The 22,650-nt window shown below is 69.8% G+C and carries 20 protein-coding genes and 1 pseudogene; 10 read left to right on the top strand and 11 right to left on the bottom strand.

Annotation, left to right across the window (positions count from 1 at the left end; genetic code table 11):
• Positions 1 to 64: 64 nt before the first annotated feature.
• On the top strand, positions 65 to 1,021 hold the full coding sequence (gene yvcK, locus ACGFIF_RS10240) for a uridine diphosphate-N-acetylglucosamine-binding protein YvcK (RefSeq protein ID WP_393153527.1): 957 nt from the start codon (positions 65 to 67) through the stop codon (positions 1,019 to 1,021).
• Here yvcK and ACGFIF_RS10235 read toward each other — a convergent pair.
• Together ACGFIF_RS10235 and ACGFIF_RS10230 are read right to left on the bottom strand one after the other, a co-directional pair.
• Positions 1,014 to 2,474 (bottom strand): hypothetical protein, encoded by a 1,461-nt coding sequence (locus ACGFIF_RS10235; protein ID WP_393153525.1) that lies wholly within the window; start codon positions 2,472 to 2,474, stop codon positions 1,014 to 1,016. The two genes, yvcK and ACGFIF_RS10235, sit on opposite strands and share 8 nt — an antisense overlap.
• On the bottom strand, positions 2,471 to 2,977 hold the full coding sequence (locus ACGFIF_RS10230; RefSeq protein ID WP_393153523.1) for a SigE family RNA polymerase sigma factor: 507 nt from the start codon (positions 2,975 to 2,977) through the stop codon (positions 2,471 to 2,473). The genes ACGFIF_RS10235 and ACGFIF_RS10230 overlap by 4 nt, the downstream gene beginning before the upstream one ends.
• 167 nt (positions 2,978 to 3,144) lie before the next feature.
• Here ACGFIF_RS10230 and whiA point away from each other — a divergent pair, with 167 nt between their 5' ends.
• The 6 genes from whiA (at position 3,145) to ACGFIF_RS10200 (ending at position 8,131) form a co-directional block, all read left to right on the top strand.
• Positions 3,145 to 4,128 carry a DNA-binding protein WhiA gene (gene whiA / locus ACGFIF_RS10225; RefSeq protein WP_328520667.1) on the top strand — a complete coding sequence of 328 codons (984 nt, stop codon included), beginning with the start codon at positions 3,145 to 3,147 and terminating at the stop codon, positions 4,126 to 4,128.
• Positions 4,129 to 4,405: 277 nt separating this feature from the next.
• Entirely contained in the window at positions 4,406 to 5,413 is a 1,008-nt protein-coding gene (gene gap, locus ACGFIF_RS10220; RefSeq protein ID WP_393153520.1) for a type I glyceraldehyde-3-phosphate dehydrogenase, read from the top strand.
• 91 nt (positions 5,414 to 5,504) lie between these two features.
• Complete coding sequence (locus ACGFIF_RS10215; RefSeq protein ID WP_393153518.1) at positions 5,505 to 6,707, top strand: phosphoglycerate kinase; 1,203 nt, start codon at positions 5,505 to 5,507, stop codon at positions 6,705 to 6,707.
• Positions 6,708 to 6,712: 5 nt separating this feature from the next.
• Positions 6,713 to 7,525: a triose-phosphate isomerase gene (gene tpiA, locus ACGFIF_RS10210; RefSeq protein ID WP_393153516.1), complete on the top strand. Its 813-nt coding sequence runs from the start codon at positions 6,713 to 6,715 to the stop codon at positions 7,523 to 7,525.
• Positions 7,522 to 7,755, top strand: coding sequence for a preprotein translocase subunit SecG (gene secG / locus ACGFIF_RS10205; protein WP_132145086.1), 234 nt, complete (start codon positions 7,522 to 7,524; stop codon positions 7,753 to 7,755). The genes tpiA and secG overlap by 4 nt, the downstream gene beginning before the upstream one ends.
• Before the next feature lie 16 nt (positions 7,756 to 7,771).
• Positions 7,772 to 8,131 carry an RNA polymerase-binding protein RbpA gene (locus tag ACGFIF_RS10200; protein WP_132210419.1) on the top strand — a complete coding sequence of 120 codons (360 nt, stop codon included), beginning with the start codon at positions 7,772 to 7,774 and terminating at the stop codon, positions 8,129 to 8,131.
• A gap of 51 nt (positions 8,132 to 8,182) precedes the next feature.
• On the opposite strand, the gene ACGFIF_RS10195 is transcribed toward ACGFIF_RS10200, so the two are convergent.
• Both ACGFIF_RS10195 and ACGFIF_RS10190 read right to left on the bottom strand, forming a co-directional pair.
• Complete coding sequence (locus tag ACGFIF_RS10195; protein ID WP_393153513.1) at positions 8,183 to 8,872, bottom strand: response regulator; 690 nt, start codon at positions 8,870 to 8,872, stop codon at positions 8,183 to 8,185.
• On the bottom strand, positions 8,869 to 10,050 hold the full coding sequence (locus ACGFIF_RS10190; protein WP_393153511.1) for a sensor histidine kinase: 1,182 nt from the start codon (positions 10,048 to 10,050) through the stop codon (positions 8,869 to 8,871). Before ACGFIF_RS10190 ends, ACGFIF_RS10195 begins: the two co-directional genes overlap by 4 nt.
• Positions 10,051 to 10,160: 110 nt before the next feature.
• Here ACGFIF_RS10190 and ACGFIF_RS10185 point away from each other — a divergent pair, with 110 nt between their 5' ends.
• From ACGFIF_RS10185 to ACGFIF_RS10175, 3 genes are read left to right on the top strand one after another with little or no spacing between them, the layout of a single operon-like run.
• Positions 10,161 to 11,093, top strand: a complete 933-nt coding sequence (locus tag ACGFIF_RS10185; RefSeq protein ID WP_393153509.1) for an ABC transporter ATP-binding protein — start codon at positions 10,161 to 10,163, stop codon at positions 11,091 to 11,093.
• Between the two features lie 3 nt (positions 11,094 to 11,096).
• A complete protein-coding gene (locus ACGFIF_RS10180; RefSeq protein WP_393153507.1) occupies positions 11,097 to 12,509 on the top strand; it encodes an ABC transporter permease subunit in 1,413 nt (470 codons plus the stop codon).
• Entirely contained in the window at positions 12,509 to 13,306 is a 798-nt protein-coding gene (locus tag ACGFIF_RS10175) for an ABC transporter permease (RefSeq protein WP_393153505.1), read from the top strand. The genes ACGFIF_RS10180 and ACGFIF_RS10175 overlap by 1 nt, the downstream gene beginning before the upstream one ends.
• A 3-nt stretch (positions 13,307 to 13,309) precedes the next feature.
• On the opposite strand, the pseudogene ACGFIF_RS10170 reads toward ACGFIF_RS10175, so the two are convergent.
• From ACGFIF_RS10170 to tkt, 7 genes and pseudogenes are all read right to left on the bottom strand, one after another.
• Positions 13,310 to 14,076: pseudogene (locus ACGFIF_RS10170) on the bottom strand (isocitrate lyase/phosphoenolpyruvate mutase family protein).
• Between the two features lie 105 nt (positions 14,077 to 14,181).
• Complete coding sequence (gene pgl / locus ACGFIF_RS10165) at positions 14,182 to 14,952, bottom strand: 6-phosphogluconolactonase (protein ID WP_393153503.1); 771 nt, start codon at positions 14,950 to 14,952, stop codon at positions 14,182 to 14,184.
• Positions 14,949 to 16,085, bottom strand: coding sequence for a glucose-6-phosphate dehydrogenase assembly protein OpcA (locus ACGFIF_RS10160; RefSeq protein ID WP_393153501.1), 1,137 nt, complete (start codon positions 16,083 to 16,085; stop codon positions 14,949 to 14,951). The genes pgl and ACGFIF_RS10160 overlap by 4 nt, the downstream gene beginning before the upstream one ends.
• Entirely contained in the window at positions 16,082 to 17,632 is a 1,551-nt protein-coding gene (gene zwf, locus ACGFIF_RS10155; RefSeq protein ID WP_393153499.1) for a glucose-6-phosphate dehydrogenase, read from the bottom strand. The genes ACGFIF_RS10160 and zwf overlap by 4 nt, the downstream gene beginning before the upstream one ends.
• A gap of 23 nt (positions 17,633 to 17,655) precedes the next feature.
• A complete protein-coding gene (locus ACGFIF_RS10150; protein ID WP_393153497.1) occupies positions 17,656 to 19,239 on the bottom strand; it encodes a glucose-6-phosphate isomerase in 1,584 nt (527 codons plus the stop codon).
• Complete coding sequence (tal, locus tag ACGFIF_RS10145) at positions 19,236 to 20,345, bottom strand: transaldolase (protein ID WP_393153495.1); 1,110 nt, start codon at positions 20,343 to 20,345, stop codon at positions 19,236 to 19,238. The genes ACGFIF_RS10150 and tal overlap by 4 nt, the downstream gene beginning before the upstream one ends.
• A 35-nt stretch (positions 20,346 to 20,380) precedes the next feature.
• Positions 20,381 to 22,516, bottom strand: coding sequence for a transketolase (gene tkt / locus ACGFIF_RS10140; protein ID WP_393153691.1), 2,136 nt, complete (start codon positions 22,514 to 22,516; stop codon positions 20,381 to 20,383).
• Positions 22,517 to 22,650 lie beyond the last annotated feature (134 nt).

The raw sequence follows: 22,650 nt of genomic DNA, 5'->3' as shown, positions 1-22,650 counted from the left end.
GAGCTCCTGGGACACCCCTGCCCGCGGAGAGCACGAGCCGGGGGCCTCTGGTGTGTCGGCTGGGGTGCGACCCCCAGATGCCCGCTCAGCGCCCAGGGTCGTCGCACTGGGCGGGGGGCATGGACTGGCGGCCTCTCTGTCCGCGCTTCGCCATGTCACCGATCAGCTGACCGCGGTCGTCACGGTCGCCGACAACGGCGGTTCGTCCGGCCGTTTGCGCAGTGAGCTCGGCGTCCTGCCGCCTGGTGATCTGCGGATGGCCTTGGCCGCGCTGTGCCGCGACGACGAGTGGGGCCGGACGTGGGCCGACGTGCTGCAGCATCGATTCCGCAGTGATGGCGCGCTCCACGACCATGCCGTCGGCAACCTGCTGATCGTCGCGTTGTGGGAGTTGCTCGGCGAGGCCGTGGACGGGCTCGACTGGGTCGCGCGCCTGCTCGGAGCACAAGGCCGGGTGCTGCCGATGTCCTCCGTACCGCTGGACATCACTGCGCGGGTGCTCGGTCTGGATCCGGACCATCCGGAGGCGATCACCGAGATTCGTGGTCAGGCCGAGGTGGCCACCACCGAAGGGCATGTGGTCGACGTCGCGCTCGACCCGGCCGACCCGCCGGCTTGTCCCGAGGCGCTGGTGGCCATCGCGGAAGCCGACTGGGTCGTGGTCGGTCCGGGGTCGTGGTTCACGTCGGTGATTCCGAACCTGCTGGTCCCGGCGTTGTGCCGTGGTCTCGAGCAGACCAGCGCCCGCCGGGTGCTGACGCTGAACCTGGGGGAGCAGAAGGGCGAAACCGACGGCTTCTCGCCGGAGACCCACCTCGAGGTGCTCGCCGCGCACGCGCCCGACCTGCGGATCGACGTGGTCCTCGCCGACGAGGGCCACGTCCCCGATCCGAAGTCCTTGCACCGTACGGCGGAGTCCCTCGGCGCGGACCTGGTCATCGCCGACATCGCCGACGACGACCGCCACCTCCACCACGCCCCGGACAAACTCGCCAAGGTCTTCCGCGAGATCTTCAGCTAGCGTCGACCTGCTTCCTCTGGTCGTACACCAGCTTGCCCTGGGCGTCGTACCCGCGGACCCGGGCCTGCTGGATGTCCGAGTTCCCGCCGGTGAGGCCCCAGATGTAGTAGCCGCCTGAGATCAGGGCGCGGGTCGGTCCCGTCTTCGGCAGGTCGACGACGATCTGCGCGACGCCGTCGGGGACCATCGCGAACTCGAAGCTGTCCGGGAACTTGCCGTCCGCGTTCACCGCGCGCCGGGTGTAATCGGACTCACCGCCGTTGGTGGTGGGCTTCGTCATGTGGCACCACACGGCGACCCTCCGGTCCGGCGAGACGAGCACTGCGGTGAACTTGTCGCCGGTGCCGGTCTTCAGCGCTACGAACCAGGAGCTGGTGATCAGCCCGGCGTCCTTCTCGCGCTGGTCCTGCTGCTGTTTCCCCTGCCCTCCGTAAGCGGGGTTGGTGGCGATCTCGTCCTCCCACAAGCGGCAGCGATCGCGGATCTGGCCGTCGGTCAGCGGACTGACCGGCGGTGCGGGAGCCAGCACCTTCCCGGTCTGCGGATCCTTCGTCAGCACGACCCGCGGTGTGATCGGTTCGGCCGTCTTGACCGTGACGTTGGAGGGGACCGTCGGCTGGGTGTTCTGCGTCGGAGTGGCGGGCTTGTAGACCAGCTCCCAGATCTTCTTGCCGTCGGCGTCGTACGCCCGGATTCGCTTGAGGTCGAGCCGGGTGTTGTGGGTGCCGTCGTAGCCCAGGGTGTAGAACCCGTCGGCGCCGACGAGCGCCTGGCGCGGGCTGGGGTCGCTGTTCGTCTCCACGAGAACGCGCGCGGCACCGGGGACCGGCACCCACAGCGCACTCTCAACGGCTTGCGGCACGTTGTTCGGGCTCGAGCGCATCACCTCGGTGGTGCTGATGCGGCCGTTGGTGAACGGCTTCTTCGGTGCGTCCATCGTGCAGGTCGAGACGATCGACCGGTCCGGTGACAGGAACGCGGCGAAGAGCAGTGACTGGTCGCCGCTCTTCACCACGACCTTCCAGCGTGCGTCGATCGGGCCGGCCTTGTCCCAGACGTTGGCCTTGTGCTCCTGGAGGAACTGCACCTGCTCGCGGTCGTACTGCACGCAGCGGCCGAGCACCTCCGCATCGGACAACGGGCTGACCGGAGGTGGCGGGGCGATCGTCTGGCCGGTCTCGTTGTCGACGATCCGGCCGGTCTTCACGTCGATCGTGACGGTCTGGCCCTTGTCCGTTCCGGCCGGGCCCACGCTCTCGGTCCGGGTCGACGACCAGGCGGCGATACCGCCGACGATGGCGGCGGTGGTCAGCGCCGCGGTGCAGACCGTCGCGATCCGGTTTCTGCGGACCGACCGCCGGGCGCGGACGAGGATGTCCTCGACGTCGGTGTGCAGCGGCTGGTCCGCGTCGTCGGCCGCGGCGGCCAGCAGTCGTTCGATGTCGTTGCTCACGAGGCGCTCCTTTCGGTCTGGTCGAGTAGTTCACGCAGGCGGGCAAGACCGCGGGAGGTCTGGCTCTTCACACCGCCGGTGCCGATGCCGAGGATGTCGGCGGTCTGTTCCAGGCTGAGGTCGGCGTAGTGGCGCAGGACGACGCAGGCCCGCTGACTCGGCGGCAGGGCGCCGAGGGCCTGGACGACGAGGAGGCGGTCGTCGACCGTGCCCACTCCGTCGGGCCAGGGCGCGACCTGCTCGTCGGTCTCGACGAGTCGCTCGCGGCGCCACGGCTTCCTGGACTGGTCGAGGACGGCGGTGACGACGCAGCGGTGCGCGTAGCCGTTCAGCCCGTCGCTGCGGTCGATCCGGTTCCAGCGGCGGTAGACCTTCACCAGGGCGTCCTGGGCGGCGTCCTCGGCGCGATGCCAGTCGCCACACATCAGGTACGCCGTACGTCGCAGCCGACGGATCGTGATCGCCGCGAACTCGGCGAACTCGGCTTCGTCCCGTGCTCTCATACCCCTCCCATCAGAGTCTCGCCGGAGGAACGCAATCGAGCGGCCGGAAGGTTGCAGTGCCCCGTAACAGGGCACTCATCATTCCGTTGGACTGATGTGACCCTTCCGTCCCTGCTGAGGCGGCGGACCTGCCAGAGGGTCTTTGACAGCGGTGGGAGGATGCCTTCATGGCGATGACAGCACAGGTGAAGTCCGAGTTGACCAGCATTCAGGTCACGAAACCCTGTTGCCGCAAGGCCGAGGTGTCGTCCGTGCTGCGGTTCGCGGGCGGTCTGCACCTGGTCTCCGGGCGGATCGTCGTCGAGGCCGAACTGGACAGCGGGGCCGCGGCCCGGCGGTTGCGCAAGGACATCGCCGAGATCTTCGGTCACCCGTCGGACGTGGTGGTCATCTCCCCGTCCGGTATCCGTAAGCAGACCAAGTACGTCGTCCGCGTCGTCCGCGACGGCGACGCGCTGGCCCGGCAGACCGGCCTGGTGGACAACCGGGGACGTCCGGTCCGGGGCCTGCCGCCGGCGGTCGTGTCGGGTGCTTCGTGCGATGCGGTGGCGGCGTGGCGTGGTGCGTTCCTGGCGCACGGCTCGCTGACCGAGCCGGGCCGGTCGTCCTCGCTCGAGGTGACCTGCCCCGGTCCGGAGGCGGCGCTGGCGCTGGTCGGCGCGGCGCGGCGGCTCGGGATCGGGTCGAAGGCGCGCGAGGTGCGCAACGTTGACCGCGTGGTCATCCGCGACGGCGACGCGATCGGTGCATTGCTGACCCGGTTGGGCGCACACGAGTCCGTGCTCGCCTGGGAGGAGCGGCGGATGCGTCGCGAGGTGCGCGCGACCGCGAACCGGCTGGCCAACTTCGACGACGCGAACCTGCGTCGTTCGGCCCGGGCCGCGGTGGCCGCGGGCGCACGGGTCGAGCGGGCGCTGGAGATCCTCGGCGACGACGTACCGGACCACCTGCAGGTGGCGGGCAAGCTGCGGCTGGAGCACAAGCAGGCCAGCCTCGAGGAGCTCGGTCAGTTGCACGAGCCGGCGCTGACCAAGGACGCGGTCGCCGGCCGGATCCGCCGTCTGCTCGCGATGGCCGACAAGCGCGCCGCCGACCTCGGCATCCCCAACACCGAGGCCAACCTCACCCCGGAGATGCTCGACCCGGCCTGACGGATCCTGACCAACTGCCACCCGCGCTGTCTCACCGTACGGCGGTCTCCGGGGAGTGTTCGGAGGCCGCCGTACGCAGGCCTGGGGGGTCCGGAACGCGGACGGGCGGGGGAGTTCACGCGGAAGATGCGTGTACCAGCAGGTGGTCTGGTCTGGAACACTCCGTGAGACACCGGTGGTCTGATGTGGACGGTACCAGTTGGCCGAGTGGGCTGTTGGGCTAGTGTTCGGGCTGTAGCGGCAGTGCTCGAAAGCTAGTAAGAGGAGACGCAGTCCCGTGACCGTACGCGTAGGTATCAACGGCTTCGGCCGGATCGGCCGTAACTTCTTCCGCGCCGTGCAGGCGTCCGGTGCCGACATCGAGGTCGTCGCCGTCAACGACTTGACCGACAACCAGACCCTCGCTCACCTGCTGAAGTACGACTCGATCCTGGGCCGCTTCCCCGGTGAGGTCTCCGCGACCGACGACGACATCACCGTCGCCGGCCACAGCTTCAAGGCGTTCGCCGAGCGCGACCCCGCGAACCTGAAGTGGTCCGACGTCGGCGCCGACGTGGTGATCGAGTCGACCGGTTTCTTCACCGACGCCACCAAGGCCAAGACGCACGCCGACAACGGCGCCAAGAAGGTCATCATCTCCGCCCCGGCGAAGAACGAGGACCTGACCGTGGTGATGGGTGTTAACCACGACCTGTACGACGCCGAGAAGCACACCGTGATCTCGAACGCGTCCTGCACCACCAACTGCATCGCCCCGCTGGCCAAGGTCCTGCACGACGCGTTCACGATCGAGCGGGGTCTGATGACCACGATCCACGCGTACACCCAGGACCAGAACCTGCAGGACGCCCCGCACAAGGACCTGCGCCGCGCCCGAGCCGCCGCGCTGAACATCGTGCCGACCTCGACCGGCGCCGCGAAGGCGATCGGCCTGGTGCTGCCGGAGCTCAAGGGCAAGCTGGACGGCTACGCGCTGCGGGTCCCGGTCCCGACCGGTTCGGCCACCGACCTGACCGTCACTGTCGGCCGCGAGGTCACCGTCGACGAGGTCAAGGACGCCTACAAGGCGGCCGCCGCCGAGGGCGCGCTGAAGGGCTACCTGACCTACACCGAGGACGAGATCGTCTCCACCGACATCGTCACCGACCCGGCCTCCTGCATCTTCGACGCGGGCCTGACCAAGGTGATCGGCAACCAGGTCAAGGTCGTCGGCTGGTACGACAACGAGTGGGGCTACTCGAACCGCCTCGTCGACCTGGTCAACCACGTCGGCGCGTCCCTCTGACGTCTCCCGTTCACCCGTTGCGTCCGAAGAACTGGGGCCTGTCGCGCCCGGTTCTTCGGACGCTCATGGTTTCGCTGAAGGAAGTCGAACTGTGAAGACCATCGAAGACCTCGGGGACGTGGCCGGCCTGCGGGTGCTGGTGCGCTCCGACCTGAACGTGCCGATCAAGGACGAGACGATCGGCGACGACGGCCGGATCCGGGCCAGCCTGCCGACGCTGGTGAAGCTGGCCAAGGCCGGCGCGAAGGTGATCGTCACCGCACACCTCGGCCGCCCCAAGGGCAGGCCGAACCCGGAGTTCACCCTGGCCCCGGTGGCCAAGCGGCTCGGCGAGCTGCTGCAGCCCGACGGCATCAAGGTGCACTTCGCCGGCGATGTCACCGGTGACAGTGCGCAGTCCGCCGTCCAGGAGCTGGACGAGGGCGAGGTCCTGCTGCTCGAGAACGTGCGGTACGACGCGCGCGAGGAGAGCAAGGACGAGACCGAGCGGGGTGCGCTGGCCGAGGAGCTCGCCGCACTGGCCGACGTGTTCGTCAGCGACGGCTTCGGCGTCGTGCACCGCAAGCAGGCCAGTGTGTACGACGTCGCGAAGAAGCTCCCGCACGCCGCGGGCTGCCTGGTTCTCGCTGAGGTCGACGTACTGAAGAAGCTGACCGAGGAGCCGGTCCGTCCGTACGCCGTCGTGCTCGGCGGCGCCAAGGTGTCGGACAAGCTGGCGGTGATCGACAACCTGCTGGCCAAGGCCGACAAGCTGCTGATCGGCGGCGGCATGGTCTTCACCTTCCTCAAGGCCCAGGGCCACGAGGTCGGCAAGAGCCTGCTCGAGGAGGACCAGCTGGACACGGTCAAGGGCTACCTGGAGACCGCGAAGGCCAAGGGTGTCGAGATCGTGCTGCCGACCGACATCGTGGTCGCGCCCGAGTTCAAGGCCGACGCGCCCGCCACGGTCGTCGCCGCGGACGCGATCCCGGCCGACCAGCTCGGCCTGGACATCGGCCCGGACTCCGGCAAGGCGTTCGCCGCCGAGATCGCCGGTGCGAAGACGGTGTTCTGGAACGGTCCGATGGGCGTCTTCGAGATGGCCGCGTTCGCGGGCGGAACCAAGGCGGTCGCGCAGGCGTTGACCGAGGTTGACGGCCTCAGCGTGGTCGGTGGCGGTGACTCGGCCGCGGCGGTCCGCCAGCTAGGCTTCGCCGACGACCAGTTCGGGCACATTTCCACCGGCGGTGGGGCCTCGCTGGAATACCTGGAGGGCAAGGAGCTCCCCGGTCTGGCTGTACTGGAAGAGGACTGAAACCGATGGCCGACACTGCAGCTGCCCGTACGCCGTTGATGGCGGGCAACTGGAAGATGAACATCAACCACGTCGAAGCCGTGCACCTGGTGCAGAAGCTGTCGTGGACGCTGCAGGACAAGAAGCACGACTTCGAGCGGGTCGAGGTGGCGGTGCTGCCGCCGTTCACCGACCTGCGCAGCGTGCAGACGCTGGTCGACGGTGACCGGATGAAGATCAAGTACGGCGCCCAGGACGTGTCGAAGTACGACGCGGGCGCGTACACCGGTGAGATCTCGGCGGCGATGCTGGCCAAGCTCGGCTGCACCTACGTGCTGGCCGGTCACTCCGAGCGCCGGCAGTACCACCACGAGGACGATGCACTGGTCAACGCGAAGGCGACCAAGGCGCTCGAGGCCGGGCTGGTCCCGATCGTCTGTGTGGGCGAGGGTCTCGACATCCGCAAGGCCGGCGAGCACGTGGAGTACACGCTGGCCCAGGTCGACGGTGCGCTGGCCGGGCTGAAGCAGGACGACGTCCGCAAGCTCGTCATCGCCTACGAGCCGGTCTGGGCGATCGGCACCGGCGAGGTGGCCACTCCGGAGGACGCGCAGGAGGTCTGCGCCGCTATCCGGGGCCGGCTGGAGGAGACGATCTCACCCTCGGTGGCCGACTCGGTACGGATTCTTTACGGGGGGTCGGTGAAGATGAACAGCGCAAGTGGCATCATGGCCCAACCGGATGTCGACGGCTGCCTGGTCGGAGGTGCAAGCCTCCAGGTGGACGAGTTCGCCGGTATCTGCCGTTACCTGGACCTTCAGTTAGGCTACTCCTCGTGATTCTCGCTTTCTCGATCGTCGTGATCGTCTGCAGCCTCATCCTCACGCTGCTCGTGCTGTTGCACAAAGGCCGTGGTGGCGGTCTGTCGGACCTCTTCGGTGGCGGTGTGTCGTCCAGCCTGGGCGGTTCCTCGGTCGCCGAGCGGAACCTGGACCGGATCACGATCGGTGTCGGTCTGATCTGGTTCGCTGCCATCGTCGCGCTCGGCCTGCTCTACAAGCTCGGCTGAAGGGGAGTAGGTTCCCGTGGCTGGTGGTGGCAGTGCGATTCGTGGCAGCCGGGTCGGCGCAGGCCCGATGGGCGAGGCGGAGCGCGGCGACACCGCGCCCCGGCAGCGCATCGTGTTCTTCTGTGCGAACGGTCACGAGACCGCGACGGTGTTCGCGGTCGAGGCGTCCATCCCGGAGGCGTGGGACTGTCCGCGGTGCGGTCTGCCGACCAGCACCGATGTGAACAACCCGCCCCCGCCCCCGAAGATCGAGCCCTACAAGACCCACCTGGCCTACGTGAAGGAGCGGCGCAGCGAGCAGGAGGCGGCCGAGATCCTCGAGGAGGCCCTGGAGAAGCTCCGCGCCCGGCGCGCCCGCGGCGAGGTCATCTTCTAGGTACGTCGCAACAGCCCGGACCGATCGTGATCGGTCCGGGCTGTTGGCGTTTCACGGCCGTTGGGTGCTGCCGGGGACGACCAGCCCGGACTCGTAGGCCGCGATCACGGCCTGGGTCCGGTCACGCAGGGCGAGCTTGCCGAGCAGGCGGCTGACGTGGGTCTTGACGGTCTCCTCACTGACCACCAGCCGGGTCGCGATCTCCGGGTTGGACAGCCCCTCGGCGATCAGGCCGAGCACCTCGATCTCGCGCGGGGTGAGGTGGTCGAGGACCACGGTCCTGGCGGGATCCCGCGCGGGCCGGAGTCTGGCGAACTCCGAGATCAGCCGGCGGGTCACCGACGGCGCGAGCAGGCCGCCGCCGGACGCGATCACCCGGACCGCGTCGAAGAGGTGCTCGGCGGTCACGTCTTTCAGCAGGAACCCGCTCGCGCCGGCGGCCAGTGCGTCGTACACATGCTCGTCCAGGTCGAACGTGGTCAGCATCAGGATCCGCGGGCCCGGTGCGCGGCCCGCGTCGGCGACGATCAGCCGGGTCGCCTCGATACCGTCCAGGATCGGCATCCGCACATCCATCAGGACGACGTCCAGCGGCTGCTCGCGACACAGCCGGACCGCCTCGGAACCGTCGGCCGCCGTACCGGCGACGACGAAGTCCGGCTGGGTGCCGAGGAGGGCGCCGAACCCGGCCCGGACGACCTCCTGGTCGTCGACGACGGCGATCCGGATCGGCGCGGTCATGGCATCTCCACCGGGATCGGCAAGACCGCCTCGACCACCAGACCGCCGCTCGTCGACCGGCCGACGGTCAGTGTCCCGCTCACCATCGCGGCCCGCTCGCGCATGCCGATCAGCCCGTGCCCACCAGCGCCGTCGAGCTCGAAGGCATGGTCGACGTCATGGCCCGGGCCGTTGTCGCGGATCCGCACGCGCAATGCCTCGGCGGTGTAGTCCAGCTCGACGTCCGCGGCCGCACCGGGTGCGTGCCGGCGCACGTTGGTCAGCGCCTCCTGAACGATCCGGTACGCCGTCAGCTGGACGCCCGGGTCCAGCGGTACGACGCAGCCGCGGACGATCAGCCGAGTGCTGGCACCCGACGACGCACGGGCCTCGTCGACGAGGGCGTTCAGCTGTTCCAGACCGGGTTGCGGTGCCCGCACCGGGCGGGTGTCGGTGTCGACGTCCTCGTGTAGTACGCCGAGCAGCCGGCGCATCTCGGTGAGCGCGGACCGCGCGGTGTCGCCGATCGCGACCAGCCGTTGCGCGCCCTCCGGCGGCAGACCGGGCGTTGTCAGCCGTGCGGTCTCGGCCTGCACGGCGATGATCGAGATGTGATGCGCGACCACGTCGTGCAGCTCGCGGGCGATCCGGGCCCGCTCACCGCGGGCGGCGTACTCGAGCAGGGTGTCCGCGGTCGCCTGGCCGGCCGCGGCGGAGGCGGCCTCGGCGCCGCGTTCGCGGACGGCGGTGCCGACCAGGACCGCGACGGTCATCAGCACCAGCGCCACGCTCGAGGCCGGCCCCGGCTGCCCGAGTGCGAACAGCACGAACGGCAACAGGATCGGGAACACGACCCGGCGGGATCGGCGTCGCGCCAGCCAGTACAGAGCGATGAGTCCGGCCAGTAACCCGGCGGCGTACGGCGGTTCGGGACTGGCGAGCATCACGGCGTTCGCGAGGGTGACGGCCAGTGTCGCCGGCACCGGATGGGTCGGCAGGAACACCAGTGGCACCGTGGACAGCAATCCGAGCAGGAACGCCGTACCCAGATCCATCCCTGTCCCGTCTCCCCGCCCACCGGCCTCCACGATGGCAAGCAGACCGAGGACGGCCGCGACGACGACGAACGCGGCGCGGGTGCCGGCGATCCTGCGGACGGCAGCAAGCGCCCGGTCACCCAGCTCACGGACCTGGCTCACGTCGTCATTGTCCGCCCGCCGGGTCACCGCGGCGTCCCCCACGCGAGGGACGGCAGATCCGCTCGGCAGCGTGACGACACCCGCCGACCTGGTCCGTAGCGTCAGCTGGCATGGAGGCCAACACCGTCGAGGTCCGCGAACTGCACAAGACGTACGGCGCCACCGTCGCGGTGGACGACCTGTCCTTCACCGTCGGGCCGGGTCAGGTGACCGGTTTCGTCGGTCCGAACGGCGCCGGCAAGTCGACGACGATGCGGGTGATCCTCGGGCTGGACGCGCCGGATGGCGGCAGCGCGCTGGTCGGCGGCCGCCGCTACCGGGACCTCGGTACTCCGTTGCGCGAGGTCGGCGCCCTGCTCGACGCGGGGGCGATCCATCCGGGCCGGAAGGCACGTGACCACCTGCTGTGGATGGCGCAGTACAACGGTTTGCCGGCCCGGCGGGTGGACGAGGTGCTCGAGCAGGTGGGCCTCACCCAGGTGGCGCGGCGCCGGGCCGGCGGATTCTCGCTGGGCATGCGGCAGCGGCTCGGGATCGCCGGTGCGTTGCTCGGGGATCCGCCGGTGCTGCTGTTCGACGAACCGGTGAACGGGCTGGACCCGGAAGGCATCGTCTGGATCCGCGGCCTGCTGCGGTCGCTGGCCGCCGAGGGCCGGGCGGTGCTGGTGTCGAGCCACCTGATGGGTGAGCTCGAAGACACCGCGGACCATCTGATCGTGATCGGCCGCGGCCGGCTGGTCGCCGATACCACCGTGCGCGAGCTGGTCGCCGCCGCGTCGGCCGACCGGGTCGTCGTGCGCACCGCGGACCGGACCCAGGCGATGACGGTGCTGGCGAACGCCGGCGCCACGGTCGCCGCGACCGACCACGATCGGGTGACCGTGACCGGGCTGACGTCGGAGTACGTCATCAAGGTGCTGAACCAGCACGCGCTCACCTTCACGGAGGTCGCCGCGCATCGCGCGTCGCTGGAGGAGGCCTACATGGAACTGACGCGCGACACGGTCGAGTTCGCCGCTCATACCCGGCCACTGGAGGCGTGAGCAATGAAGGGCTTCCTCCACGTGCTGCACGGGGAGTGGACGAAGTTCCGCTCCGTGCGGAGCACCACGTTGTGCCTGCTGGCCGCGGTCGGTGTCAGCGTCCTGCTGGAACTACTGGGCTCGCAGGCCGGCTCGACAGATGCCAACGAGCAACCGCGATACTCCGACCAGGCCTACTTCGTGCACAAGCCGCTGGCCGGCGACGGCTCGATGGTCGCCCGGGTCGTCAGCCAGCCGAACAGCCACGAGTGGGCGAAGGCCGGCCTGTTGGTGAAGGCCGGGGTCGCACCGGGAACCCCGTACGCCGCTGTGCTGGTCACGCCCGAGCACGGTGTGCGGATGGAGGCGATGTTCGACACCGAGCTGGCCGGATCGGCGAACGCCGCGCCGCGCTGGCTCAAGCTGACACGGTCCGGCAGTTCGATCACCGGATACGAATCCGCCGACGGTGCCGACTGGCGCGAGGTCGGCACGGTGACCGTGGCGCTGCCGCGGGACGTCGAGGTCGGCCTGTTCGTCGCGTCGCCGCCGTTGTACGTCGCGACCCGGACGGGCAGCGGCACGTCGGTCGGCATCAGGAACACCGTGGGGTCGGCGACCTTCGACAACGTGACGGTGACCGGGTCACAGCCGGCGCAGGACTGGACCGGTGCGAACATCTCGACGCTGCCGTCGAAGCAGACCGGCGGGATCCCCACCGGGGACCTGAGCCGGTCCGATGACAGCTTTACGGTGACCGGATCAGGTGACATCTCCGGGTACGGCATCGCCAGTTGCCGCTCGCCCGGCGAGGACGACGTGGTGCTGCTCAGCCTGTTCGGCGTCCGGGTCGGGATGATCGCGGTGATCGCGCTCGGCGTGCTGTCGATGACCGCCGAGTACCGGACCGGGCTGATCCGGACCACGCTCGCCGCCGGACCGCGGCGCGGTCAGGTGCTCGCGGCGAAGGCTGTTGTGCTCGGCACTGCGGTGTTCGTGACCGGGCTGGTCGCCTCCATGGCCTCGTTCCTGCTCGCCCAACCAGGGTTGCGCTCGGGCGGGTACAACCCGCCGGCGTACCCGCATGTGTCGTTGCTGGACCGCGCGAGTCTGCGCGCGGTCGTCGGCACCGCTGCGTTCCTCGCTCTGGTCGCGCTGTTCAGTCTCGGCATCGCGGTGCTTCGCCGTCGTACGGTCGGAGCGATCGTGTTCGTGATCGCGCTCGTCGTGGTGCCGCAGATCGTCGCGCCGGTCATCTCGCCCGAGGCCGACGTGTGGATCAGCCGGGCCACGCCGATCGCCGGGCTGGCCGTCCAGCAGACGGTCGACCGCGCCGCGCAGGTCATCGGTCCCTGGGCCGGGCTGGGGGTGCTCTGCGCGTATGCCGCCGTCGCACTCGGCCTGGCACGCTGGCAGTTCGGCCGCCGGGACGCCTGATGCCGGCCGGGCGGGCACTGCGGGCCGAGTGGACGAAGCTGCGCACGGTACCAAGCACTGGCTGGACGCTGGTGGCGATCGTCCTGGCGACGACAGCCATCGGCGCCCTCGTGACCTGGGATCTCACGCCACCGGACTGCGAGCGCTCGGACCCGTCGTGCGACTTCGACCTGACCAAGCTCAGCCTGTCGGGCGTCTATCTCGGACAGGCGGCGGTGATCGTGGTCGCTACGCTCGCCGTCACTGCCGAGTACGAGACCGCGATGATCCGGACCACGTTGGCGGCCTGCCCGCGCCGGCTCGTCGTCCTGGCCGCGAAGGCGGTCGTCATCACCACGGCGGTTATCGGGGCCGCCACCCTCAGCATGCTTGCGTCGCTGCTGGCCGGTCGTGAGTTCCTGGCGAGCAACGGATTCACCGCGGTCGCGGGCTACCGGGCCCTCTCGCTCGGAGACGGGCCGACCCTGCGGGCCTACGGCGGAACGGTGCTGTACTTCGGCCTAATCGCGTTGCTCAGCCTCGGAGTCGCCTTCGTCGTCCGCCACACCGGCGGCACGGTGACGATCCTGCTCGTCCTGCTGTACGTCGCGCCGATCGTGTCGATCGCCGTCTCCGATCCACGCCGGAAGGAGTGGATCGAGAAGGTGTCGCCGATGACTGCTGGCCTGTCCATTCAGGCCACCCTCCGCCTGGACACGCTGCCGATCGCCCCGTGGCCGGGCCTGGGCATCCTCGCGCTGTACGCGGCCACCGCACTCGCAGCAGGCTTGGTGCTGTTCCGGATCCGCGACGCCTAGGAGCTACCGCTGTCGGGCGAAGAGTTCGTTGAGTTCGGCCTGCGGGATCTGGTCTGCGGCGAAGTCGATCGTGCCCGTGGTGAGGAGTTCTTGCGCGGCACGGCGTACCAGGCCGAGCGCGGCTCGGGCGATGCTGCCGCCGAGGCTGATGCGGGTGACGCCGGCTTCCTCGAGATCGCCAACGGTGAGGCCGGAGGTGCCGAGTCCAAGGACCACGTTGAGCGGACCGTTGATTTCCTGCACCAGCGTGCGGATCGCGGTGAGATCGTTGACGCCGGGGACGTAGAGGCAGTCGGCGCCGGCTTCGCGGAAGCGGTTCGCGCGGTCGATGGAGTCCGCGAGGGACGTCGGCGACGGAGGAGTTGGCCGTCGGTGCGCGCGGTGAGGACGAAGTCAGGTCCGGCCGCCTCCCGGGCCGCGACGATCCGCTCGACCGATAGGTCGACGTCGTACAGCTTCCGGCCGTCGTAGTCCTCGATGTTCCCACCGGCCAGGCCCGCCGCCCGCGCCAGCGTGATCGTCTCCGCGACCTGCTCGGGCGCCGACCCGTAACCGTCCTCGAGGTCGCCGTTCACCGGTACGGCGCTCGCCGCGGTGATCTCCTGGACCCGCGCGAACATGTCCTCCCGCGACACCGCCGGCGCACCGTCCGGCAGCGTGTGGTCACCCTTGCCGAGCGAGAACGCGATCCCGGCGCTGGTGGTCGCGATCGCAGCGAACCCGGCATCCGCCAGCACCACCGCACTCCCGGCGTCCCAGGCGTTCGGCATCACGAAGAATCCGTTGTGCAACTCGCGAAACGTCATACCGCTCATCCTCGCAGCCGGACAGTTCGTCCCCAGCCGAAGCATCAGCCGCCACTGGGGTGTGCCGGGTCAGGTGCGTGGGGCGCGGATGTTGGTCGGGATCTCCGCGGCGGCGGACTCGTCGAGGAGCCAGAGGGTGCGGTTCAGGCCTTTGACGCCGCTGGCCGGGATCTGCAGACGGCCGGGGTTGGACAGCGCCAGCCGGACGGCCTTCGCCTTGTCCGCGCCGGAGACGACGAACCAGACCTCGTGTGACCGGTTCAGCGCCGGGAAGGTCAGCGAGATCCGGGTGGGCGGCGGCTTGGGGGAGCCGTGCACCGCGATGGTCGAGACGTCCTCGGAGTGCAGCCCCGGGTGCTCCGGGAAGAGCGACGCGACGTGCCCGTCGGGACCAACGCCGAGCAGCAGTACGTCGAACGTCGGTACGCCGTCCCGATCGCCGGCACTCACTGCCTTGGCCAACTCAGCCGCGTACGCCGTTGCGGCGGCCTCGGCGCCTTGTCCGGTGTCGGCGGCCATGGGGTGGACCCGGGCCGGGTCCACATCCACGTGGTCGAGCAGCGCTTCGCGGGCCTGGGTCTCGTTCCGTTCGGGGTCGCCGTCCGGAAGGAACCGCTCGTCACCCCACCAGAACTCGACCCGCCGCCAGTCGATCGCGCTCCGGGCCGGCGACTCGGCGACGGCCCGGTACACGGCCGAGGCGACCCGGCCGCCGGTCAGGACGACCTGAGCGACCTTGCCGTCGCTCTGGACGTCGACCAGCCGGGTGATGAGCCGGGCCGCGACGGCGTGGGCCAGGCCCTCGGCGTCGCGGTTGACCAGGATCGACGGGGAACTCATGACCGCCCCGCCACCCTCTTACCCGTGCTCTTCTTCGCCGCCGTCTTCTTGGTCGCGGTCTTCTTCGCAACCGCCTTCTTCGCAACGGATTTCTTGACCGCGGACTTCTTGGCGGTGGTCTGCTTCGGGGCCGGCGCGTCCGCGGCCGCCGTTCGTGAGGCCGCCTTCGACGCCGCGGTCTGGGCCGTCCGGCGGTCGACCGCGCTCACCTTCTTCGCATCGGCCGGCATCGCCTCCCGCTCGACCATGCACGCCAGCGTCCGCGCGTACACGTCGTCCGGATCGAGCCGCCGCAACTCCTCGCTCAGCAGCTCGGACGTCGTCCGGCGCTTCAACGCCACCGGCCGATCGGGCTGCCCCGGAATGCTGAACGTCGCCACCGCACCATCCGGACGCGTCAGCGAGATCGGCCCGGTCGGCGTGAACAGCCGTACGGCGGTGACGCCAGGGCCACGCGACGTCTTCTGCTCGACCGCGACCCCGAGCCGCTGCTGCAACCAGGCCGCCATCAGGTCGGCGCTCGGGTTGCCCTTGGCCGACACCACCTCGGCACCGGTCACCTTCGTCGGGTACTGGTCGAGCGCCGCGGCCATCAGTGCCCGCCACGGGGTCAGCCGGGTCCAGGCGAAGTCCGTGTCGCCGGGCTGATAGCCCTCGGCCCGCGCCGAGAAGTCGACCGATGCGCGCCGGGTCGCGGCCGCGTCGGTGACCTTGCGACGACCCAGGCGGCCCAGCGGGTCGTCCGCGGGAACCTTCGGTCCGCCACCCGGCCACCAGACGATGACGGGGGAGTCGGGCAGCAGCAGGGGAGTGATCACGGACTCCGGCACCTTGGCCAGCTCACCGTGCAGCCGCAGCAGCACCGCCTCGCCCGGAATGCCTTCGCCAACCCGCACTTCGGCATCCAGACCCGATGCACCGCGACCGGGCCGCAGGATCGCGACCAGGACGCGGGACGGGTGTTCGCGACCGGCTTCGTTCGCGGCCTTCATCGCGTCGTGGTGGGACGCCTCGTCGACGACCACCACGATGGTGCCGACCATGCCCATGGCCGGTGAGCCCGCGTTCCGGCGGGCCCGCAGCAGCGCCGAGGCGATCTCGCTCGACGTCGTACCGGTCAGGTCGATGATCATGGCCGCCTCCAGGCGCGTCCGTCGCGGGCGAGCATCTCGTGCGCGGAGTCCGGGCCCCAGCCGCCGGACTCGTACTGCTCCGGCTTGCCGTGCTTGGCCCAGTAGTTGATCACCGGGTCGAGGATCTTCCAGCCCAGTTCGACCTCGGTGTGCTGCGGGAACAGCGGCGGGTCGCCCAGCAGTACGTCGAGGATCAGCCGCTCGTACGCCTCCGGTGAGGACTCGGTGAAGGAACCGCCGTACGCGAAGTCCATGTTCACGTCGCGGATCTCCATCGCCGTCCCCGGCACCTTGGCGCCGAAGCGCATGGTGATGCCCTCGTCCGGCTGGATCCGCAGTACCAGCGCGTTCTGGCCGAGCTCTTCGGTCTCGGTCTTGGTGAACGGCAGGTGCGGTGCGCGCTTGAACATCACCGCGACCTCGGTGACGCGGCGGCCGAGGCGCTTACCGGTGCGCAGGTAGAACGGGACTCCGGCCCAGCGGCGCGTGTCCACGTCCACCCGCAGTGCGGCGAAGGTCTCCGTTGCGGAGTCCTGCGGGATGGCATCCTCCTGCAGGTAGCCCTTCACCTTCACGCCGCCGGCCCAGCCTGGGGCGTACTGACCGCGTGCGGTGTGCAGGTCGAGGCGCTCCGGCAGCTTCACCGCGGCCAGCACCTTCTTCTTCTCCTGCCGCAGCGACCACGCGTCGAAGCTGACCGGCTCCTCCATTGCGACCAGCGCGAGCAGTTGGAGCAGGTGGTTCTGGATCACGTCCCGGGCCGCGCCGATGCCGTCGTAGTACCCGGCCCGGCCGCCGATGCCGATGTCCTCGGCCATGGTGATCTGGACGTGGTCGACGTAGTGGCTGTTCCACACCGGCTCGAACATCGCGTTGGCGAACCGCAGCGCCAGCATGTTCTGCACGGTTTCCTTGCCCAGGTAGTGGTCGATCCGGAACACCGCCTCCGGCGGGAACACCGACTCGACCACATGGTTCAGCTCACGGGCGCTCTTCAGGTTGTGGCCGAACGGCTTCTCGATCACGACCCGCCGCCACGAGCCGGGGACCTCGTCGGTCAGCCCGTGCTCGGACAGCTGCTGCACGACCTGCGGGAACAGGCCGGGCGGGATGGACAGGTAGAACGCGTGGTTGCCACCGGTCCCGCGGGTGAGGTCGAGCTCGTCCACGGTCTCGCGCAGCCGCTTGAACGCCTCGTCGTCGGTCAGGTCACCCGGCACGAACCGGAAGCCCTCGGCCAGCTGCTGCCAGACCTCCTCGCGGAAGGGGGTCCGGGCGTGCTCCTTCACCGAGTCGTGTACGACCTGGGCGAAGTCCTGGTTGGTGTAGTCGCGCCGGGCGAACCCGACCAGGGCGAAACCGGGTGGCAGCAGCCCCCGGTTGGCCAGGTCGTAGACCGCCGGCATCAGCTTCTTGCGGGCCAGGTCACCGGTGACACCGAAGATCACCAGGCTGGAAGGCCCGGCGATCCGCGGCAGCCGCCGGTCCTGCGGATCCCGCAGCGGGTTGACCGGGCCGGTCAGCTCTTCGTCGAGCTCAGCGGTCATCAGCCGCTTCCCTCCGAGGTTGTCTAGTTGCCGAACAGAGACAGGAGTTGCTGTACGCCGGTTGCCGGGTCGGTCAGGTGGAGGCGCAGGACCGGACGGCCGCGCTCGGCGAGCACGTTCGCGTCACCGGCCGCCTGGGCCGAGATCAGTGTGCCGAACGTGAACGGGCGATCGGGGATCTCCACGTCCGTCGGGTGCGCCGCGGTGATCTGCAGGAACACGCCCTGCGGGTGGCCACCCTTGTGGTACTGACCGGTGGAGTGCAGGAACCGGGGACCCCAGCCGAAGGTCACCGGCCGGCCGGTCCGGGCCGCCAGCGCCGGACGAACGCCTGCGAGTGAAGCGTCCCGCTCGGAGTCCAAGTAGGCCATGACGGCCAGGTAGCCATCGGAGTCGAGCTTGCCGAGCAGTACGTCGACAGCGCCCTCCAGCGAGTCCACCCCGTCCAGCAACCCTTCCGAGCCACGAACCTCGACCACACCGTCGGTGAACGCCGCCGCCTCCGGCTCGGGTTGTGCGTCGAGGAGACCGCGAGCGGCCTTCTTCGCACTCTCGACGTCCGGCTGGTTGAACGGGTCGATCCCCAGCAGGTACCCGGCGACCGCGGTCGCGACCTCCCAGAGCAGGAACTGCCCACCGAGCGAACCAGCGGTCAGCGCAGTCGGTACGCCGCTCGTCGCCTTCTCGGCCAGCAGCGCGTTCGTGAGGTCCGACGCCTCGCTCCGCAGCTCCGGTGCGTTGGGCTCGACTGCGACCGGCAGCACACCGGTCCCGTTCTTGCCCGTGCTCTCCGCGATCAGCTGCTCGGCCCAGTCGGGGAAGCCGACGATGTCCGAGCCGTCTGCCGCGACGATCGCCTTGTCCCGCCCGGCACTGGCGGCGAGTACGGCGCCCAGCCACAGCGCGGGGTTGTCGGTGGAGTCGGCCTGCACCGCCGGAGCGGCCTCAGCCGCCTGGTCCAGCAGTTCAGCGATGTCTGCGCCGGCCAGTCCGGAAGGCACCAGTCCGAATGCCGTCAGCGCGCTGTAGCGGCCGCCGACATTCGGGTCGGCCAGGAACGTCTTGCGGTAGCCCTCGTCCGCCGAGAGCTTCTCGAACGGCGAACCCGGGTCGGTCACCACGATGACGCGCGACGCGGCGTCGATCCCGGCGTCCGTGAACGCCTTGACGAACGCCCGCCGGTGGCTGTCGGTCTCGACTGTGCCGCCGGACTTGCTCGACACCACGATGACCGTCTTCTGCAGGTCGCCGCCGAGCGCCCGCGCGACCACGCTCGGGTCGGTCGAGTCCAGGACAACGAGCTCGACGCCGGCCGTCCGGGTGATCACCTCGGGAGCCAGTGACGAGCCACCCATACCGGACAGCACGATCCGGTCGAGACCCTCGGACCGGAGGTCGGCCTGCAATGCCTCGATCTCGGCCAGCAACGGCCGCGAGGTCTCGTGCAGGTCGACCCAGCCGAGCCGGATCGACGCCTCGGGCTCGGCCTCCGGACCCCAGATGGTGGCGTCCTTGGCGGCGATCCGGGACGCGATCTTCTCGGCGACCAGGCGGTCGACGACCTCGGCCCAGTCGCCGTTCTGCGTGCTGACGTTCGGAGTGCTCACTTGGCCGCCGCCTTGAGGGACGCGGTGACGGTGTCCTGCAGCTCCGACCAGGACGCGTCGAACTTGGCCACGCCCTCGTCCTCGAGCACCTGCACGACCTCGTCGTACGAGATGCCCAGCTTCTCCAGGTCGTCGATCACCTTGCGGTCGGCGGCGTAGTCGCCGCGGACCGTGTCGCCGGTGACCTCGCTGTGCTCGGCGGCCGCCTTGATGGTTGCCTCGGGCATCGTGTTGACCACACCGCGGGTGACCAGGTTGTCGACGTACAGGGTCGGCGGGTACGCCGGGTCCTTCACGCCGGTCGAGGCCCACAACGGCCGCTGCGGCTTGGCGCCGGCGGTCTCGATCTCGCGCCAGCGGTCGGAGGAGAAGATCTCCTCGTACGCCTGGAACGCGAGCCGCGCGTTGGCGATCGCGGCCTTGCCCTTCAGAGCCTTCGCCTCATCGGTGCCGATGGCATCGAGTCGCTTGTCCACCTCGGTGTCCACCCGGCTGACGAAGAACGACGCGACGCTCGCGAGCTTGGTCACGTCGTGCCCGTTCTCGATCGCCTTCTCCAGACCGGTCAGGAACGCGTCGGCGACGGCCTTGTACCGGTCCAGGGAGAAGATCAGCGTCACGTTCACGCTGATCCCCGCCGCGAGCGTCTCGGTGATCGCCGGCAGACCCTCCTTGGTGGCCGGGATCTTCACGAACACGTTGTCCCGGCCGACGGTCTCCCACAGCTCCTTGGCCTGGGCGATCGTCTTCTCGGTCTCCCGGGCCAGGCCCGGCTCGACCTCGATCGAGACCCGGCCGTCGACCGTGTCGGTGTCGTCGTACACCGGCTTGAACAGGTCCGCGGCGTCGCGGACGTCATCGGTGGTGATGACCCGGATGGCCTCGTCGGTGGAAACCCCCTCGGCGGCCAGCCGGGACACCTGCTCGGCATACGCGCCGGCGTCGGAGATCGCCTTGGCGAAGATCGTCGGGTTGGTGGTCACCCCGCTGATGTGGGAGTCGTGGATCAGCGTCTCCAGGCCGCCGCTGGTCAGCCGCTGCCGGGAGAGGTCGTCGAGCCAGATGGAGACACCCGCGTCAGCGAGTGCTTTCAAGCGATCGTTCATGTCCGAAGCCTCCGGATGTTCTGTTGTGGTGTTGTTCAGTTGCGCTCGTTGGTGGCGTCGGCGTTCGGGTCCGCGCTCACCGCCGGGTCGTCGCCGGGGCCGATTCCGCCGGCCGGGCGACGCCCTGCCGGTACCCCGGAGCCGCCGAGTTCCGCGGCGGCGGCGATGCTGTCCTTGGCGGCCTGGACGACGGCGGCGGCGGTGATGCCGAACTCGTCGTACAGGACCTTGTAGTCGGCGGAGGCGCCGAAGTGCTCGAGGCTCACGCTGCGGCCGGCGTCACCGACGATCTCGCGCCAGCCCAGGGCGATCCCGGCCTCGACCGAGACCCGGGCCCGGACCTGCGGTGGGATGACCGCGTCGCGGTAGGCGTCGTCCTGCTCGTCGAACCACTCCCGCGACACCATCGACACGACCCGGGCCTTGATGCCCTCGGCCGCCAGGGTGTTGCGGGCCTCGACGGCCAGCTGCACCTCGGAGCCGGTGCCGATCAGTACGACGTCCGGCGTGCCGTCGGTGTCGAGCAGCGTGTAGCCGCCCTTCTTCACGTTCTCCGTGGTGGCGAAGCCGTCGGTGCCGCGCGGGAAGACCGGCACGTTCTGCCGGGTCAGCGCCAGACCGGCCGGGCGGTCGGTGTGCTCGAGGATCGCGGCCCACGCGGCCGCGGTCTCGTTCGCGTCACCGGGCCGGACGACGTCCAGGCCGGGGATGGCCCGCAGCGCCGCCAGGTGCTCGATCGGCTGGTGGGTCGGACCGTCCTCGCCGAGGCCGATCGAGTCGTGCGTCCACACGTACGTGACCGGCAGCTTCATCAGCGCGGCCAGCCGGACCGACGGGCGCATGTAGTCACTGAAGACCAGGAACGTGCCGCCGTACGGGCGGGTGCCGCCGTGCAGGGCGATGCCGTTCAGGATCGAGCCCATGGCGTGTTCGCGGATGCCGAAGTGCAGGACCCGGCCGTACTCGTCGCCCTGGAACTCCTTGGTGGAGAACTCGGCGGGGATGAAGGACGGCTGGCCCTTCGGGGTGGTGTTGTTCGAGCCGGCGAGGTCGGCCGAGCCGCCCCAGAGCTCGGGCAGCTCGGGCGCCAGCTTGGTCAGCACCTCACCGGAGGCGGCCCGGGTCGCGACACCCTTGGCGTCCGCGTCCCAGCTCGGCAGCGCATCCGCCCAGCCGGCCGGCAGGTCACGGTTCTCCAGCCGCGCGAACAGGGCGGCCCGCTCGGGCGATGCGGCCTTCCAGGCCTCGAACCCGGTGTTCCACTCGGCCTCGAGCGCCGTACCGCGCTCGATCGCCCGGCGGGTGTGCGCGATCACGTCGTCGGCCACCTGGAACGACTGCTCCGGGTCCCAGCCGAGCACCTTCTTGGTCGCGGCCACCTCCTCGGCGCCGAGGGCGGAGCCGTGGATCTTGCCGGTGTTCTGCTTGTTCGGGGCCGGCCAGCCGATGATCGTGTGCAGCCGGATGAAGCTCGGCTTGTCCGTGACCGCCTTGGCCGCCTCGAGCGCGTCGTACAAAGCCTGGACGTTCTCCTCGTAGCCGGTGCCGCCGTTGGTCCAGTCGACGGTCTGGACATGCCAGCCGTAGGCCTCGTAGCGGGCCGCCACGTCCTCGGAGAACGCGATGTCGGTGTCGTCCTCGATCGAGATCTTGTTCGCGTCGTAGAGCACCGTGAGGTTGCCGAGCTTCTGGTGACCGGCCAGCGAGGACGCCTCGGCCGAGACGCCTTCCTCCAGGTCGCCGTCGGAGGCGATCACGTAGATCTGGTGGTCGAACAGGCTCTCGCCCTTGGCCGTCTCCGGGTCGAACAGGCCGCGCTCGCGGCGGGCCGCCATCGCCATGCCGACCGCGTTGCCGACACCCTGGCCGAGCGGGCCGGTGGTGGTCTCGACACCCTTGGTGTGGCCGTGCTCCGGGTGGCCCGGGGTCAGGCTGCCCCAGGTGCGCAGCGCCTTCAGGTCGTCCAGCTCCAGGCCGAAGCCGGCCAGGTACAGCTGGATGTACAGGGTGAGGCTGGAGTGACCGGCCGAGAGCACGAACCGGTCGCGTCCGGCCCAGGTCGGGTCGGCCGGGTTGTGCCGCATCACCTTCTGGAACAGCAGGTACGCCGCCGGCGCCAGGCTCATCGCCGTACCGGGGTGACCGTTGCCGACCTTCTCCACCGCGTCCATCGCGAGCACCCGTACGGTGTCGACCGCGCGCTGGTCGAGGTCGGTCCATTCAAGCTTGGGGCTGGTCTTCTCCGTCACGCCGGCGGCGCTCCTCTCGATGGCTGCGAAAACTGCGTCTGGTCAGCGTCGAGGGG

The organism is Kribbella sp. NPDC049174 (assembly GCF_043197365.1).
Classification (GTDB): domain Bacteria; phylum Actinomycetota; class Actinomycetes; order Propionibacteriales; family Kribbellaceae; genus Kribbella.
This window is presented reverse-complemented; position numbering and strand designations above follow the sequence as displayed.